Source organism: Pseudomonas sp. B6001 (genome assembly GCF_013386015.1).
In the GTDB taxonomy this organism is placed as follows: Bacteria; Pseudomonadota; Gammaproteobacteria; order Pseudomonadales; family Pseudomonadaceae; genus Aquipseudomonas.
In genome coordinates, this window is record NZ_JACAOX010000001.1 from 244,248 (window position 1) to 258,246 (window position 13,999).

17 protein-coding genes are annotated in these 13,999 nt (G+C 61.8%); 9 read left to right on the plus strand and 8 right to left on the minus strand.

Annotated elements, in window-relative coordinates; translation table 11 throughout:
• Positions 1–2: 2 nt before the first annotated feature.
• The 3 genes from HX821_RS01185 (at position 3) to HX821_RS01195 (ending at position 1,905) form a co-directional block, all read left to right on the plus strand.
• The gene (locus tag HX821_RS01185) at positions 3–992 is read left to right on the plus strand and encodes a 2-hydroxyacid dehydrogenase (protein WP_008434996.1); all 990 of its coding nucleotides are present in this window, start codon (positions 3–5) and stop codon (positions 990–992) included.
• A 71-nt stretch (positions 993–1,063) separates the two neighbouring features.
• On the plus strand, positions 1,064–1,504 hold the full coding sequence (locus HX821_RS01190; RefSeq protein WP_004371378.1) for a hypothetical protein: 441 nt from the start codon (positions 1,064–1,066) through the stop codon (positions 1,502–1,504).
• Entirely contained in the window at positions 1,501–1,905 is a 405-nt protein-coding gene (locus HX821_RS01195; protein WP_004371380.1) for an META domain-containing protein, read from the plus strand. The genes HX821_RS01190 and HX821_RS01195 overlap by 4 nt, the downstream gene beginning before the upstream one ends.
• A 117-nt stretch (positions 1,906–2,022) precedes the next feature.
• On the opposite strand, the gene HX821_RS01200 is transcribed toward HX821_RS01195, so the two are convergent.
• Positions 2,023–2,484 carry a TlpA disulfide reductase family protein gene (locus HX821_RS01200; RefSeq protein ID WP_008435326.1) on the minus strand — a complete coding sequence of 154 codons (462 nt, stop codon included), beginning with the start codon at positions 2,482–2,484 and terminating at the stop codon, positions 2,023–2,025.
• A gap of 115 nt (positions 2,485–2,599) precedes the next feature.
• Here HX821_RS01200 and arsC point away from each other — a divergent pair, with 115 nt between their 5' ends.
• From arsC to HX821_RS01215, 3 genes are read left to right on the plus strand one after another with little or no spacing between them, the layout of a single operon-like run.
• The gene (arsC, locus tag HX821_RS01205) at positions 2,600–2,953 is read left to right on the plus strand and encodes an arsenate reductase (glutaredoxin) (protein ID WP_008435325.1); all 354 of its coding nucleotides are present in this window, start codon (positions 2,600–2,602) and stop codon (positions 2,951–2,953) included.
• On the plus strand, positions 2,950–3,564 hold the full coding sequence (gene wrbA / locus HX821_RS01210) for an NAD(P)H:quinone oxidoreductase (protein ID WP_004371390.1): 615 nt from the start codon (positions 2,950–2,952) through the stop codon (positions 3,562–3,564). Before arsC ends, wrbA begins: the two co-directional genes overlap by 4 nt.
• The gene (locus HX821_RS01215; protein ID WP_004371393.1) at positions 3,548–3,967 is read left to right on the plus strand and encodes a DUF2069 domain-containing protein; all 420 of its coding nucleotides are present in this window, start codon (positions 3,548–3,550) and stop codon (positions 3,965–3,967) included. The genes wrbA and HX821_RS01215 overlap by 17 nt, the downstream gene beginning before the upstream one ends.
• A 107-nt stretch (positions 3,968–4,074) precedes the next feature.
• On the opposite strand, the gene HX821_RS01220 is transcribed toward HX821_RS01215, so the two are convergent.
• Positions 4,075–4,746, minus strand: a complete 672-nt coding sequence (locus HX821_RS01220; RefSeq protein ID WP_004371396.1) for a DNA-3-methyladenine glycosylase I — start codon at positions 4,744–4,746, stop codon at positions 4,075–4,077.
• 67 nt (positions 4,747–4,813) lie between these two features.
• Positions 4,814–5,638: a tRNA 2-thiocytidine(32) synthetase TtcA gene (gene ttcA / locus HX821_RS01225; RefSeq protein WP_008435321.1), complete on the minus strand. Its 825-nt coding sequence runs from the start codon at positions 5,636–5,638 to the stop codon at positions 4,814–4,816.
• A 362-nt stretch (positions 5,639–6,000) separates the two neighbouring features.
• Here ttcA and HX821_RS01230 point away from each other — a divergent pair, with 362 nt between their 5' ends.
• The gene (locus tag HX821_RS01230) at positions 6,001–6,603 is read left to right on the plus strand and encodes a Yip1 family protein (protein WP_004371402.1); all 603 of its coding nucleotides are present in this window, start codon (positions 6,001–6,003) and stop codon (positions 6,601–6,603) included.
• 128 nt (positions 6,604–6,731) lie between these two features.
• Positions 6,732–7,226 (plus strand): SprT family zinc-dependent metalloprotease, encoded by a 495-nt coding sequence (locus HX821_RS01235; RefSeq protein WP_004371405.1) that lies wholly within the window; start codon positions 6,732–6,734, stop codon positions 7,224–7,226.
• Positions 7,227–7,349: 123 nt separating this feature from the next.
• On the opposite strand, the gene HX821_RS01240 is transcribed toward HX821_RS01235, so the two are convergent.
• Positions 7,350–8,531 (minus strand): CaiB/BaiF CoA-transferase family protein, encoded by a 1,182-nt coding sequence (locus HX821_RS01240; RefSeq protein WP_177035151.1) that lies wholly within the window; start codon positions 8,529–8,531, stop codon positions 7,350–7,352.
• 149 nt (positions 8,532–8,680) lie between these two features.
• On the minus strand, positions 8,681–10,015 hold the full coding sequence (locus HX821_RS01245) for a dicarboxylate/amino acid:cation symporter (protein WP_008435307.1): 1,335 nt from the start codon (positions 10,013–10,015) through the stop codon (positions 8,681–8,683).
• A gap of 337 nt (positions 10,016–10,352) precedes the next feature.
• Between HX821_RS01245 and HX821_RS01250 the strand changes: the two genes are divergently transcribed.
• Positions 10,353–11,351, plus strand: coding sequence for an AraC family transcriptional regulator (locus HX821_RS01250; RefSeq protein WP_003214223.1), 999 nt, complete (start codon positions 10,353–10,355; stop codon positions 11,349–11,351).
• A 129-nt stretch (positions 11,352–11,480) separates the two neighbouring features.
• On the opposite strand, the gene HX821_RS01255 is transcribed toward HX821_RS01250, so the two are convergent.
• From HX821_RS01255 to HX821_RS01265, 3 genes are read right to left on the minus strand one after another with little or no spacing between them, the layout of a single operon-like run.
• Complete coding sequence (locus HX821_RS01255; protein WP_023659245.1) at positions 11,481–12,827, minus strand: ATP-binding protein; 1,347 nt, start codon at positions 12,825–12,827, stop codon at positions 11,481–11,483.
• Positions 12,824–13,501 (minus strand): response regulator transcription factor, encoded by a 678-nt coding sequence (locus tag HX821_RS01260; protein WP_003214228.1) that lies wholly within the window; start codon positions 13,499–13,501, stop codon positions 12,824–12,826. Before HX821_RS01260 ends, HX821_RS01255 begins: the two co-directional genes overlap by 4 nt.
• Before the next feature lie 18 nt (positions 13,502–13,519).
• Positions 13,520–13,828, minus strand: a complete 309-nt coding sequence (locus HX821_RS01265; protein ID WP_003214230.1) for a hypothetical protein — start codon at positions 13,826–13,828, stop codon at positions 13,520–13,522.
• Positions 13,829–13,999 lie beyond the last annotated feature (171 nt).

The window sequence follows — 13,999 nt, forward strand, 5'->3', positions numbered from 1 at the left end:
TGATGCGCATCATCCTCTTCAGCAGCCAGACCTACGACCGCGACAGCTTTCTCGCCCAACCGCTGCCCGAAGGCATGCAGCTGCAATTCCAGCCGGCCCGGCTGAACCTCGACACCGTGGCCCTGGCCGAACACCACGAAGTGGTCTGCGCCTTTATCAACGATGACCTCAGCGCCCCGGTGCTGGAGCAGTTGGCCAGCGGCGGCACCCGCCTGATCGCCCTGCGTTCCGCCGGTTACAACCATGTCGACCTGCCCGCCGCCAAGCGCCTGGGCCTGACCATCGTGCGGGTGCCGGCCTACTCGCCCCATGCGGTGGCCGAACATGCGGTCGCGTTGATCCTGGCCCTCAATCGCCGCCTGCACCGTGCCTACAACCGCACCCGCGACGGTGACTTCAGCCTGCACGGCCTGACCGGGTTCGACCTGGTGGGCAAGACCGTCGGCGTGGTCGGCACCGGGCAGATCGGCGCCACATTCGCCAAGATCATGGCCGGCTTCGGCTGCCAGCTGCTGGCGTACGATCCCTACCCCAATCCGCAGGTCGAGGCCCTTGGCGCCCGGTATGTGAGCCTGCCGCAGTTGCTGGGCGAGTCACAGGTCATCAGCCTGCATTGCCCGCTGACGGCGGACAGCAAACACCTGATCAACGCCCAAAGCCTCGCCCATATGCAGCCCGGCGCGATGCTCATTAACACCGGGCGCGGCGGCCTGGTGGACACCCCGGCGCTGATCGACGCGCTCAAGGACGGCCAGCTAGGCTATCTGGGGCTGGATGTGTATGAAGAAGAGGCCCAGCTGTTTTTCGAAGACCGCTCGGACCTGCCCCTGCAAGACGACGTATTGGCGCGCCTGCTGACCTTCCCCAATGTGATCATCACCGCGCACCAGGCCTTCCTGACCCGCGAGGCGCTGGGGGCGATTGCCGGCACCACCCTGGCCAACATCGCGGCGTGGGCCGGCGGACAGGCGCAAAACCTCGTCGAAGGATGATCAGCGGTCACATAGCCGCGCCATGATGGGTAGCGGCGCATGATAGGATGCCGCGCCTATTTGGAGGATCCATGGCCGAACACGATTTCCGCTTCAGCTTGCTGAGCCCGCAACACACCCTGATCGAATGCCGGGCCCTGGTGCCGGGCCGTTATCAAGTCACCGGCAACGGTGGCTCGATCAAGAACGGCGACGTTCTGATCGTCACCCTGCGCGGCAGCAAAACCCTGTCGATGCGCCTGACCGTCGAAGGCGATGCGCGCTACTCCATCCGCCCGGCGGGCCAGTGGGTCGCCATGGCCCAGGGGCCGAAATTCGGCGAACTGGAGATTCACACCTGGAAGGTCAACTGCGACAGCTGCGACAACGTGCTGGAGTTTGAATTCGCGGTGGAAACCAAGCTGACCAAGGAGCCGCTGCAACCGGCCGCCACTGCACGGGTTACCGAGTTGGGCTGGGCCACCCTGGGTGACAAGCACCGCTGCCCGAAATGCCAGCAGGCCGCGCAATGAAAGCCCTGCTGATGCTGGCCGTGCTCGGCGCAGGCCTGGCGGGCTGCGCCAGCGACGAGGTCAAGCTCAAGCAGGATCACAGCTACGTGGTGGAATGGATCGGTGAGCGGCCGCTGATGGATTACGCCCACCTGACCGTGACCCTCGGCGCCGATGGCCGGGCCTATGGCAACGGTGGCTGCAACCATTGGTTTGCGCCCTACACCCTGGACGGCGACAAGCTGAGCTTCGGCAAGGTCGGCAGCACCCGCAAACTCTGCGCCGAAGCGCTGATGGAGCAGGAGCACCGCTTCTTCCAGGCCCTGCAGGGCGTGCAGCGCTGGGACATTTCGCCGATCGAACAGACCCGCTTCTGGCCGGCGGATGGCAAGCCGTTGCGGTTGTGGCTGGAAGAAGGCTGATCTGAAGGCGCAACAAATCTAAATGTGGGAGCGGGCTTGCTCGCGAAAGCGGTGGATCAGTCGATGTATCCGGTGACTGTCACACCGCATTCGCGAGCAAGCCCGCTCCCACATTTTTTATCCGCGCAACGCCCTGAGCTTGGCCAACACCCCTTCCGCCGTCTGCTCACCCATCAGTTGCTCGCGCACCTTGCCCTTGTCATCAATGATGTAGGTCACCGGCAGGGCTTCACTGCGGGGAATGTCGAAGATCCCGTCCGGGTTCTGCGCCAGTACGGTGAACTTGATGCCCAGCTTCTCGCTGGCGCTCTTGAGCTCTTCACCCTGGACGTTGTCGAAATTCACCCCGAACACCCCCACCGACTGGCCCTTGAGCTGTTCGGCCAAGGCGTTGAGTTCCGGGATTTCGGTACGGCACGGGCCACACCATTCGGCCCAGTAGTTAACCACCAGCCATTGCTTGTCCAGGCGCTCGGCGGCCACTTTCTGACCATATTGGTCAACGCCATAATCATTGCCACAGCCGCTGAGCAGCAGTGTGCCGATGATTGCCAATGCGCCTAACAGTCGCCTCGTCATGGGGTAATCCTTCGTAAAAATGAACGTTGGCTGCGGCCTATCGCCTCTCATGGTTTAAGGACGCGGCGCAGCGCGGGTAGAATACCCGCCACCTTACGCAAGATGCGACCCGCACATGACCGATCTGACGCTTTATCACAACCCGCGCTGCTCGAAATCCCGCGGTGCGCTCGAACTGCTGGAAGCCCGTGGCCTCACACCGACGGTGGTGCGCTACCTGGAAACCCCGCTCGACGCCGCGCAATTGCAGGCCCTGCTGGGCAAGCTGAACATCAGCGCGCGGCAACTGCTGCGTACCGGCGAGGACGAATATAAAACCCTCAACCTGGGTGACACCAGCCTCAGCGAAGCACAGTTGATCGCTGCCATCGCCGCTCATCCGAAACTGATGGAGCGCCCGATCCTCGCCACCGCCGACAAGGCCGTGATCGGCCGCCCACCGGAGAACATCCTGGAGCTGGTTTCGTGAGTGCGCCGTATGTGCTGGTGTTGTATTACAGCCGCAACGGTTCAGTCAGCGAAATGGCCCGGCAGATTGCCCGGGGCATCGAGCAAGCCGGGCTTGAGGCGCGGCTGCGCACCGTGCCGGCCATCTCCAGTGAATGCGAGGCCGTGGCGCCGGACATTCCGGTCGACGGCCCGCTGTACTGCAGCCTCGACGACCTGAAGAACTGCGCAGGCCTGGCGCTGGGCAGCCCGACCCGTTTCGGCAACATGGCCGCGCCGCTCAAGTACTTTCTCGACGGCACCAGCAACCTGTGGCTGACCGGCGCCCTGGTCGGCAAGCCGGCAGGTGTGTTCACCTCCACCGCCAGCCTGCACGGCGGCCAGGAGACCACGCTGATGTCGATGCTGCTGCCGCTGCTGCACCACGGCATGCTGATCACCGGACTGCCCTACAGTGAACAGGCGCTGCTCGACACCAAGGGCGGCGGTACGCCTTATGGCGCCAGCCACCATTCCGGGGCCGACGGCAAGCGTGCGCTGGATCAACACGAGATCGCCCTGTGCCGCGCTCTCGGCCTGCGCCTGGCGAAGACCGCTGCGCTACTGGAGAACGGCCGTGGCCAGGAAGCCTAAGGTACTGCCGCCCCAGGCCTGGCTGGAGCCACGGGTCAAGGCGATGCGGGCGTTGAGCCTGCTGGCGTTCCTGGGATTGGTGGGGCTGCTGTGTGCCTACTACCTGGTGTTCGCCGATCTGCATGGCGCGCGGCCGTGGGTGATTCTGCTGATCGAATTGGTGCCGCTGCTGTTGCTGGCGCCGGGGATGATCCTGGGCAGCGCGCGCGGGCATTCATGGATGTGCTTTGTGGTGAACTTGTACTTCATCAAGGGTGCGCTGGCGGCGTATGACCCGAACCGGCAGTGGTTTGGTGTGCTGGAAATGCTGGCGAGCCTGGCGGTGTTCTGCACGGCGTTGATGTATGTGCGGTACCGGCATCAGCTGAATCGGCGGTTGGCGGGGGAAGGATTGCCTGCCTGATGCTTTTGTAGTGCCTGACCTGCCGCTATCGCAGGCAAGCCAGCTCCCACAGAGGAATGCATTCCAAGTGTGGGAGCTGGCTTGCCTGCGATGGCATCAACCCGGTATCAATGATTCACGGTGTAAGCCAGCATCATCGACAACTGGCACATCGGCCGCCCGCTCTCGGCATGCCACTGGTTGAATGCGCCCTGCACCGTGGCCAGGTCCCGCAGGCTGGTGGGCACCTTGTCGACGATCTTCTGCGCATTCAGCGCCGCCACCACGTCATAGCTCGGCACGAACGTGTCCTTGCCCACCATCCGCAAAAAGCGTGGCGCCGACAGCCCGCCCAACTGGTGGCCGTGCTTGCTCAGGTACTTCCACAGGCCGACGATATCGGTCACCGGCCAGTCGGCAATAAACCCGCCAAAGCTGCCTTTTTCCTTCTCGATATCCAGAATCATCTGCGCATTGCGCGGCACGCTCTTGAGCTTGCCCAGGTGACGGATGATGCGCGTATCCTGCATCAGCCGCTCCAGGTGCTCGGCGCCCATGAGCACGACTTTTTCCGGGTCAAACCCAAAGAACACCTGCTCGAAGGCCGGCCACTTGGCGTCCACCACGCTGTGCTTCAGGCCGGCACGAAACACCCGCAGCGACAGGGTCGACAGGTAGCGGTCATCGCTGATCTTGCGCAGTTTCGCCGGGGTCAGGGGCACAGGCAGGTGGGCTTCCAGCTCGGCCGCCGAACCAAACCGGTTCAGACAATATTCGTGCAGCCACTTGTAATCGCGCATGCCCTCTCCTAAGGATTGAAATGAAAACGGCGCCCAGGAGCGCCGTCTGTCAGAGCGGTGAAAACACTCAGAGGTTCACTACGTTGACGAAGCGCGACGCCGCACTTTCGTCGATACGCAGGCTGGTGAAGTCGAACAGGTTACGGTCAGCCAACTGCGACGGCTGCACGTTCTGCAAGCTGCGGAAGATGCTGTCGACGCGGCCCGGGGTCTTGCGGTCCCAATCCTGGAGCATGTCCTTGACCACCTGGCGCTGCAGGTTTTCCTGGGAGCCGCAGAGGTTGCACGGGATGATCGGGAATTGCTTGAGGTCGGAGTAGGCCTGGATGTCCTTCTCATGGCAGTACGCCAGTGGGCGGATCACCACGTTGCGCCCGTCATCGGCCCGCAGCTTGGGCGGCATGGCCTTGAGGCTGCCGTTGAAGAACATGTTGAGGAAGAAGGTTTCGACGATGTCATCGCGGTGATGACCCAGAGCCATCTTGGTCGCGCCGATTTCGTCGGCAAACGTATAGAGCGTGCCACGGCGCAGGCGCGAGCACAGCGAGCAGGTGGTCTTGCCTTCCGGGACCAGCTCCTTGACCACCGAATAGGTGTCTTTCTCGACGATGTGGTACTCGATCCCCAATTCCTTGAGGTAGGCCGGCAGCACATGCTCGGGAAAACCCGGCTGCTTCTGGTCCATGTTCACGGCAACGATGTCGAACTTGATCGGCGCGACCTTTTGCAGGTGCATCAGCACGTCGAGCATCGTGTAGCTGTCCTTGCCGCCGGACAGGCAGACCATGACCTTGTCGCCCTCTTCGATCATATTGAAATCGGCGACTGCCTCGCCGGCCAGGCGACGCAGGCGTTTTTGCAGTTTGTTCTGGTTGACCGTAAGAGTGCCCATGGCGCTTGGATCCGCGAAAGGTGTGTGACGAAAAGCCGGGTATTTTACCGGGATGGACGACCGAGTTCCAATGTGGGAGCGGGCTTGCTCGCGAACGCGAAGTGTCATTCGCCAGGTGTTTAGCTGACCCACCGCATTCGCGAGCAAGCCCGCTCCCACAGTTGACCGCATTCCAATCAACAGACCCCGCCGCGATTAAGCCCAATGTTTACAGCGCAATTTGCTCTAAAGCCCCACACTTTTTCCGGTCATCACTTCCTATACTGCGACATAAGGTCGCACATATATCCAGACCTTTCAGGCCAATTGGCCCGTGGGCGCTCCGCTGGGGGGCGATGGTAATAACGACAGGAGTGACTGGCATGATCCATCACGTCGTGGGACTTTTCACCCACCCCGATCAGGAATGGCGGGAAATTCGTGGCGATAAAGAAGAAAGCATCGGCCACATGTACCTCACCCACACGCTGATTCTCGCGGCCATCCCCGCTGTCTCAGCCTTTATCGGTACCACTCAGGTGGGTTGGGTCATCGGCAGCCGCGCCCCGGTGATGCTGACGGTGGAAAGCGCGTTGTGGATGACCCTCATGTCCTACGCGGCGATGCTCGGCGGCGTGGCGGTGATGGGCGCGTTCATTCACTGGATGGCCCGCACCTATGACGCCAACCCCAGCATGGCGCGCTGCGTGGCGTTTGCCACCTACACCGCGACACCGCTGTTTATCGGCGGGCTGGCGGCGCTGTACCCGCATATGTGGCTGGGCATGGTGGTGGGCACGGCGGCCATTTGCTACACGGTGTATCTGCTGTACGTGGGGCTGCCGACCTTCATGAACATCCACCCGGACGAGGGCTTCCTGTTTTCCAGCTCGGTACTGGCGGTAGGCCTGGTGGTGCTGGTGGCGATCATGGCCTTTACCGTGATCGTCTGGGGGCTGGGCGTAGGCCCGATCTACACCAACTGACGCGGTTTACCCGCAGGAAAAGCCACCGCAAGGTGGCTTTGTGCGTTATGCATGACCATTCGGCGCCTGACAGATTCGGATACACCCTTGTTTGCGGCATACTGGACGTCTCTGGAGATATGTACAGCATGCCCGAGCAACTCAATACCCGCGTCGAAGATTGTTTCCTGCAAGCCGAATCCTTTTTCAAACGAAGCTTCAAACGCCCCCAGGTCAGCCTCAAGCTGCGGGGCCAGAAGGCCGGTGTCGCGCATTTGCACGAGAACCTGCTGCGCTTCAACCCGCAGCTGTACCGTGAAAACAGCCAACACTTCCTTAAACAGACAGTCGCCCATGAAGTGGCCCACCTGATTGCCCACCAATTGTTCGGCGAGCGCATCCAGCCCCATGGCGAGGAATGGCAGTTGATCATGCGTGGGGTTTACGAACTGCCGCCGGACCGCTGCCACACCTATGAAATCCAGCGGCGGCGCGTCACGCGGTATATCTACCGCTGTCCGTGTGCCGACAGTGACTTCCCGTTTTCGCCCCAGCGTCACGGGTTGGTGGGCCAGGGGCGGCGGTATTTGTGCCGCAGGTGCCGGCAGACTTTGGTGTTTACCGGGGAAACCCGCGTCGAGTGAGGTTTGTGGTGCTTGTATGGCCCTTTTCGCGAGCAAGCCCGCTCCCACATTTGATCGCATTCCAACGATGGAACTCGGTTGAATGTGGGAGCGGGCTTGCTCGCGAAGGGGCCGGCCAAGGCGCTACTGAATCACCTTGGCACGCCGCAAATCGTCTATCTGCTGAGCACTGAAGCCCAACTCCGCCAACACCTCATCGCTGTGAGCGCCCACCGCCGCGCCTATGTGCCTGGCCGCCGGCAAGCCCTCGGAGAACTTCAGCGGGCAGGCGATTTGCGCCTGGCTGGAACCATCGCCCCGCGGCACCTGGCTGACCAGCTCCCGGGCTTTCAACTGCGGGTGTTCAACGGCCTCGCTCAGATTCAGCACCGGCTCGACACACGCATCAATCCCGGCAAACAGCTCACACAGCTCATCAAAGCTACGTTTCTCGAACTCGACCTGCAGCGCCAGCTTGAGGGCTTTCTGCTGCTCGGGTTTGGGCGATAGGCCCATTGCCGCCAATTCAGGGCGGCCAAGGGCCGTACACAACTGCTGCATAAACGCCGGCTCCAGACTGCCCACCGACAACCAGCGTCCTTCCCGCGATCGGTAATAGTCATAGAAACTGCCGCCATTGAGCACTTGGTTCTCCCACGCCGGCTCCACGCCGCACGCCAGGTAACCGGCGCCGGCCATGGCATTCAGGCTGAAGGCGCAGTCGGTCATGCTCACGTCCAGGTATTGCCCCACCCCACTGTGCTGCCGGGCAATCACCGCCGCCAGCAAACCGATCACCGCGTGCAACGAGCCGCCCCCCACATCCGCCAACTGCACACCCAAGGGCAACGGCCCGCTGTCCTGGCGCCCGGTGTAGCTGGCAATGCCTGCCAGGGCCAGATAATTGATGTCATGGCCGGCGCGATCCTTGTAGGGGCCGGTCTGGCCGTAGCCGGTGATGGAGACGTAGATCAGCTTTGGGTTGATCGCCTTCAACGCCTCGTAACCCAGGCCCAGGCGCTCCATGACCCCGGGACGGAATTGCTCGAGGACGATGTCGTAGTCCGCCACCAGTTGCCGCACGATCGCCACCGCCTCGGCCTGTTTGAGGTCCAGGGCCAGGCTGCGTTTGTTGCGGTTCAGATAGGCATGGCTGGCCGACACGCCCTGGTCATGGGGCGGCAGTACTCGCAGCAGGTCCATGCGCGTGGGGGATTCGATGCGCAACACCTCGGCGCCCATGTCGGCCAGCAGCAACGAGGCGAACGGCCCCGGCAGCAAGGTGGAGAAATCCAGTACTTTGAGGGACGCCAAGGGACCTGACATGCGGACTCCGATTCCGATTCGATTGGCCACAGAGTAGGCAAACCCGGCGGTCGGCGGCAATCACATAAACCATCATCCGAAGTGACTGATGCTTCCCGAAGGCATAAAAAAACCCATCCGAAGATGGGTTTTTCACAAACGCTGCAGCCTTACTTGACGGCGGTTGGAGCCGGGCCTTCGGCCACGCCCAGGTCGTCTTCTTCACGGGTGTCGGAGATACCGCGACCACCGGAAGCCAGTTCGACTTTCAGCTTGTCTTCGTCCAGTTCCTTGACCCACTTGGCCACAACCAGGGTTGCAACAGCGTTGCCAACCAGGTTGGTCAGTGCGCGGGCTTCGGACATGAAGCGGTCGATACCCAGGATCAGCGCCAGGCCGGCAACCGGCAGGTGGCCAACAGCCGATAGGGTAGCGGCCAGTACGATGAAACCACTACCCGTCACGCCAGCAGCGCCCTTGGACGACAGCAGCAGTACCAGCAACAGGGTGATCTGGTGGGTGATGTCCATGTGGGTGTCAGTCGCCTGGGCGATGAACACGGCAGCCATGGTCAGGTAGATCGAAGTACCGTCCAGGTTGAAGGAGTAGCCAGTCGGGATAACCAGGCCGACTACCGACTTCTTGGCGCCCAGGCGTTCCATCTTGATCAGCATGCGTGGCAGTGCGGATTCGGACGAGGAAGTACCCAGTACGATCAGCAGTTCTTCACGGATGTAGCGGATCAGTTTCAGGACGCTGAAGCCGTGTGCGCGGCAGATGGCGCCCAATACCAGCACCACGAACAGGATGCAGGTGATGTAGAAGCAGATCATCAGCTGACCGAGCTGCACCAGCGAACCTACGCCGTAGGCACCGATGGTGAACGCCATGGCGCCCAGGGCACCGAGTGGCGCGAGCTTCATGATCATGTTGATGATGTTGAACATCACGTGGGCGAAACGATCGATGAAGTCCAGCACCGGCTTGCCGTAGGCACCCAGGCGGTGCAGGGCGAAACCGAAGATCACCGAGAACATCAGCACTTGCAGGATGTCACCGGTAGCGAACGCGCCAACGATGGTGTTCGGGATCACGTTCAGCAGGAAGCCAACGATGCTCTGGTCGGCACCGGCAGTCACGTAGGCCGCGACTTTGGAGGCGTCCAGGGTAGCCACGTCGATATGCATGCCGGCGCCCGGTTGCACGACGTTGACCACGACCAGGCCGATCAGCAGGGCGATGGTGGAGACGATTTCGAAGTACAGCAGCGCGTAGCCGCCGGTCTTGCCGACCGATTTCATGCTTTGCATGCCAGCGATGCCGCTGACAACGGTGCAGAAGATGATCGGGGCGATGACCATTTTGATCAGCTTGATAAAGCCGTCACCCAGTGGCTTGAGGGCCACGCCGGTCTGCGGGTAGAAGTGACCGAGCAAAATACCGATAACGATTGCAACGATCACCTGGAAATACAGGGATTTGTACAGTGGCTGACGAGTCGTCATTGCAAAGTTCCTCAATCGTCCCGTGTGGCAAATATCCGCCATTGCCCACGACACTTGAATTGCGAACCCTCCTGCACTGGAGGGATTTGTTGTTTGAGAGCCTGCTCGAGGCGGTCTCCCTGCGCTCTGTATCGCAAGCGTCGTGCCACTTCTGCTGAAACTCCCTGAAGGCCTTTAGACATCAGCGCTCGGGCGATTTCCAGCTTAAGGTTATGCCTACAGACAGTGGCGGATTTCCGCCTGCTCGCCTGATCTCGTCCTACAATTTGGCGGATATCCGCCTTGTTGCACCCGCCCGGGGTGGCTAACATCCGCCACTCAATGGACGAGGCCCCTCATGCGTGAACGAACCATCGCCAGTCACTACGCCCGAGCCGCTCTCGGCGGTGCTCGCCGGGCCGGCTACGATTATTCGGGCCTGCTGCAGCAGGTCGGCATCACTGCGGAACTGCTGAGCGAGCCCCGCGCCCGCATCGCCCCCGAGCAATTCACCCAGTTGTTGCAAATGCTGTGGCTGGCGCTGGATGACGAATACCTGGGCTTCGCCGAAGGCCCGAGCAAGCGCGGCACCTTCGCCATGATGTGCCACGCGCTGATTCACTGCCGCACCCTGGAGAAGGCTCTGGAACGCGGCTTATTATTTTATAGCCTATTCCCGCAGGGTCCGCGCTGGCGTCTGACACGTGAAGGAGAAATGGCCCGCCTGAGCCTGGACGATTCGCAGCTCTGGGACCCGGATCACTTCCTCAGCGAATGCCTGCTGGTGATCTGGCACCGTCTCGGCAGTTGGCTGATTGGCCAGCGCATCCGCCTGCACCAGGCCACCTTCAGCTACCCGACGCCGCCCCACGCCGGTGAGTACGACTTGCTGTTCCCCTGCCCGCAGGTATTCGCAGCGCCCACCAGCAGCCTGGTGTTCCCCAGCCGCTACCTGAGCCTGCCGTTGTTGCAGGACGAGCGCACCCTCAAGCATTTCCTCGAACGCTCCCCGGCCGACCTGCTGTCGCGGCCGGATGAAGGCGACAGCCTGAGCAGTCAATTGCGCCGCCTATTGAGCCGCGACCGCACGCCCTGGCCCGACCTCGAAGCCGTCGCCCAGCACCTGCATATCAGCCCGCAGACCCTGCGTCGGCATTTGCGGGAGGAAGGCACCAGCTTTCAGGCGCTCAAGGATGAGTTGCGCCGGGACATTGCGATCTATCATTTGGGGCGGGCGGATTTGTCGTTGCAGGAGATCGCCGAGCAGCTGGGGTTTTCCGAACCGTCGGCGTTTCATCGGGCGTTCAAGAAGTGGACCGGGCTGACGCCGGGGGCCTATAGAGCACAAGAAACCTAGGTGTGTATTGATGCGACTGGCCTCTTCGCGAGCAAGCCCGCTCCCACATTTGACCGAGTTCCACGTTGGGAATGCCATCGAATGTGGGAGCGGGCTTGCTCGCGAAGAGGCCGGCACAGTCAATAAAGATCAAACAGCCGGGAAGTGGATCTTGAACGCAGCCCCACCCAGCGGTGAATCCCCAAGGGTCAGCCGGGCGCCATAGCTTTCAATGATGTCCTTGACCACCGCCAGGCCAATCCCCTGCCCCGGATGCTGGCGGTCGAGCCGCTCGCCCCGCTGCAGGATGCGCGCACGCTGGTCCGGCGGCACGCCGGGGCCATCGTCTTCGATGCACAACTCGGTGCCCTCCAGGCTTTCCTGCAAGGTGATGCGCACTTCGCTCAGGCACAGGCGATAGGCGTTCTCCAGCAGGTTGCCGAGCAGTTCCAGCAAGGCGCCCTTCTCGATCGGCACGTCGCATTCGTCCGGCAGTTCAAAGGCGACCTTCACGCCCTTATCGCGATAAACCTTGTCCAGCGTGTCGCACAGGCTTTGCAGCACCGGCTCCAGCCGCACCTGGTGGCGCACCAGGCCGCTTTTACGCAGGCTGGCGCGCTGCAATTGGTAGCTGATCTGCTGGCTCATGCGTTCGATCTGCGATTGCAGTACCCAGGCCTGGTCCCGATCTTCGGGGCGCTGGGCCATGTCTTCACTCACGCCTTGCAGCACCGCCAACGGGGTTTTCAGGCTGTGGGCCAGGTCATCCAGGGAATCGCGGTAACGGGTGCGTTGCTCCCGCTCGCTGTGGAGCAACCGGTTCAGGGAGCCGGTCAGGCGCAGCAGCTCGCGCGGGTGTTGCTCGCTGAGGCTTTCCCGGGTACCGCCTTCGATTTCATCCAGTTCCTGGCTCAGCCGGCGCAGCGCCTGCAGGCCCCAGGTCAGGCCCAGCCACAACAGGGTCAGCAGCACCAGCAAGGCGGCGCCGAAGCCCAGGTAGAGGTTTTCCCGCAGGCCTTCGAGGGTCAGTTGGTATTCACGCACCGGTTGCAGGGCGACGATACTGAACGCCGCGCTCTTGCCGCCCAGCAGCTTGACCTCGACGTCATAGACAAAAAATTCCTGGCCGTTGGCCTCGCGGATCCGCGCAAATTCGTTACCGCGCCCGTCATAGCGCGGCTTGTAGTTGATGTTTTCTTCCTGGGTGGCGCGCGACCGCCAGACCAGATGGCCTTCGCGGTCATAGATGTAGCCCAGCAGGCGGCTGTCGGTGAGGTTGAAACGCTCGTCCGGCAACTGCGCGGGCATCAGCAGGCGATTGTTTTCAACCCGGGCAGCCGAAATCAGCGTCGTGACATCCGACGCCAGGCGCTGCTCGATGGAGTCCTGCAGGGCCAGGCTGAAGGCGCCCTGCATGGCCGGCAACAAGGCCAGCATAAACAGCACGGCCAGGATGGTGGCCGCGAGCATCAAACGTACACGTAGCGAGCGAATCAACGGCAGCGCTCATTGAACAGGTAGCCCAGGCCACGCACGGTGTCGATCGGTTTGAAACCCGCCGGGCCTTCCAGCTTGCGGCGCAGGCGGCCCACCAGCACTTCGATCACGTTCGGATCACGCTCGTCGTCATCGGGGTAGAGCTGTTCCATCAGGCGGTCCTTGGCGACCACTTGCTGGTGATGCCGCATCAGGTATTCGAGGATGCGGTATTCGTAGGCGGTCAGCGCCAGTGGCTGTTCGTCGAGGGACGCCTGCTTGCGATTGAGGTCCAGCAGCAACGGCCCGGCGACGATGGTGGATTGGGTGAAACCGCTGGAGCGGCGCAACAGTGCGTTCATCCGCGCTTCCAGCTCTTCGAACTGGAACGGCTTGACCACGTAGTCGTCGGCACCCGCTGCCAGGCCTTCAACCTTGTCCTGCCAGTTGCCACGGGCGGTCAGGATCAGGATCGGGAAGGTCTTGGCCTGGGCGCGCAATTGGCGGATCAGGTCCAGGCCGCCCATGCCGGGCAGGCCCAAATCGATGATCGCCAGGTCGTGGTTGAATTGCCCGGTCTGGTACAGCGCCTCTTCGGCATTGGCGACGGCCTCGACCACGTGACCGCTGTCGGTAAGGCGGGTCAACAGGTGATGGCGCAGCAACGCCTCATCTTCGACAACCAGCAATTTCATAAAGCTCTCCAAGGCAAATCAACTTTCCAACTGGGGTATATCATAGCGGCCCTGCAGGTCTTGCTGGCGCAATTTACTGCCGTTGAAGTGACCTGACAGGTTTTCATTGCCCACGCGGTAGTCTGACTGCGGGGTGTGCTGGCCCAGGGACTGGCCCCATGGAGCCGCCTGTTCACCAGCATCCTCGAAGCTCACCCGCTGGAGAAGGCTGTAGGGTTTTTTGCTCTTCTCCTTGGAGAAACCCGCGAAACTCGAATCAGAGGCCTGGACGCCAGCGGTGGCGCTGAGCATGGTTAAGGCCAACATCAGCTTCTTGATCGCAGTCATGGTGCTACCTCATACGCTTGGGCTTTGGGTACGGGGCCAGACTACGCAGACGCCCCTGAACTCCCCCTGAACACTCTCTGAACCTGGGCTGAACCGAGGCCGGCTACTGTGTAAAGAGTTATTTACGTATCCCCGGCCGCAGGCTATCCAGCGGCCCTGCAACTCGGCAAA